A 1,425-nucleotide genomic window follows, 5' to 3' on the forward strand; every position below is an offset into this window, starting at 1 on the left:
GGCTCTTCGTAATTGAGGGTGTAGCCGCGCCCCGCGGTGTGGTGCCGTGAACATGGGTCGAGGTCTCCCGATGATGGAAGTTCTGACGCTTCCCATCCGAAAGACCTCGACATGCACCACGCTACCTTCCAACCTGCCGATCTCACGACTTTCTGTCAGCTCGATCAGCTCGGCCTGACCGCGGTCGGGCAAAGATTCGAACCCGGACGGGTCGTGCTGGACTGCCGTGTGATCGAGCCCGACCCGTGGTGTCGGCGCTGTGGTGCCGAGGGGGTGCTGCGCGATACCGTGACCCGCACTCTCGCGCATACCCCGTTCGGGCATCGTGCCACGACGCTCCGGATCCGGGTGCGCCGATACCGGTGCGATTGGTGCCGGAAGGTCTGGCGTGAAGACACCAGCATGGTCGCACCCGCACGTGCGAAACTCACCCGGGCGGGGCTGCGTTTCGCGCTCGAAGCGGTCGTGATCGACCACCTCACCGTGTCGCGTGCCGCCGCGAATCTTGGCGTGTCCTGGCACACTGCGAACGCCGCGATCCTTGGCGAGGGTCACCGGGCGCTGATCAGCGACCCGGCCCGGTTTGACGGGGTCACGGTGATCGGTGTCGATGAGCATGTGTGGCGGCACACCCGCCACGGCGACAAGTACGTCACCGTGCTCATCGATCTCACCCCGGTGCGTGAGAAACGAGGCCCGGCGAGGCTCCTCGACATGGTCCCGGGCCGTTCGAAACAGGTGTTCAGTCGTTGGCTGAGCGAGCGCACGCAGGTGTGGCGTGACGGGATCGAGGTCGTCGCGATGGACGGGTTCACCGGGTTCAAGACCGCCTCGAAAGAGCATCTCCCTGACGCCGTGGAGGTGATGGACCCGTTCCATGTCGTCCAGCTCGCCGGTGACATGCTCGATCGCACCCGGCAGCGGGTGCAACAGGAAACCCTTGGGCACCGTGGCCGGGCAAAAGACCCGCTCTACGGGGTGCGGCGGGTCCTCAGAACCGGGGAAGCGTTCCTCACCGAGAAGCAGCACGCACGTCTTGACGCGGTGTTCGCTGACCCCCGGCATGCGGATGTGTGGCGGGCGTGGCGGGTCTATCAACTAGTAGTGGCCGCGTATCGGGAGAAGTTCTCTGGCGACGGCAGGCGCAGGCTCCGGGAGTTGATCGACACAGTGAAACAGACCACGCCGGCCTGGTTCACCGAGCTGCGGAAACTCGCGTACACGTTGGATCGGCGCAGGGCTGACATCCTCGCGTATTTCGATCACCCGAGGACCTCGAACGGGCCGACCGAAGCGATCAATGGCAGGCTTGAGCACCTCCGCGGGTCCGCGCTCGGGTTCCGGAACCTCACGAACTACATCGCGAGGTCGTTGCTCGAGGCTGGTGGGTTCAGACCGGTTCTACACTCACAAATGCGATGAGCC

At 64.8% G+C, this 1,425-nt stretch carries 1 protein-coding gene; it reads left to right on the forward strand.

The genetic code is table 11. From position 1 onward, the window contains the following. Positions 1–111 precede the first annotated feature (111 nt). Entirely contained in the window at positions 112–1,422 is a 1,311-nt protein-coding gene (locus AB0O71_RS15455) for an ISL3 family transposase (protein WP_363746738.1), read from the forward strand. Positions 1,423–1,425 lie beyond the last annotated feature (3 nt).

Origin of the sequence: Leucobacter sp. NPDC077196 (assembly GCF_040687075.1) — a bacterium.
GTDB lineage: Bacteria > Actinomycetota > Actinomycetes > Actinomycetales > Microbacteriaceae > Leucobacter.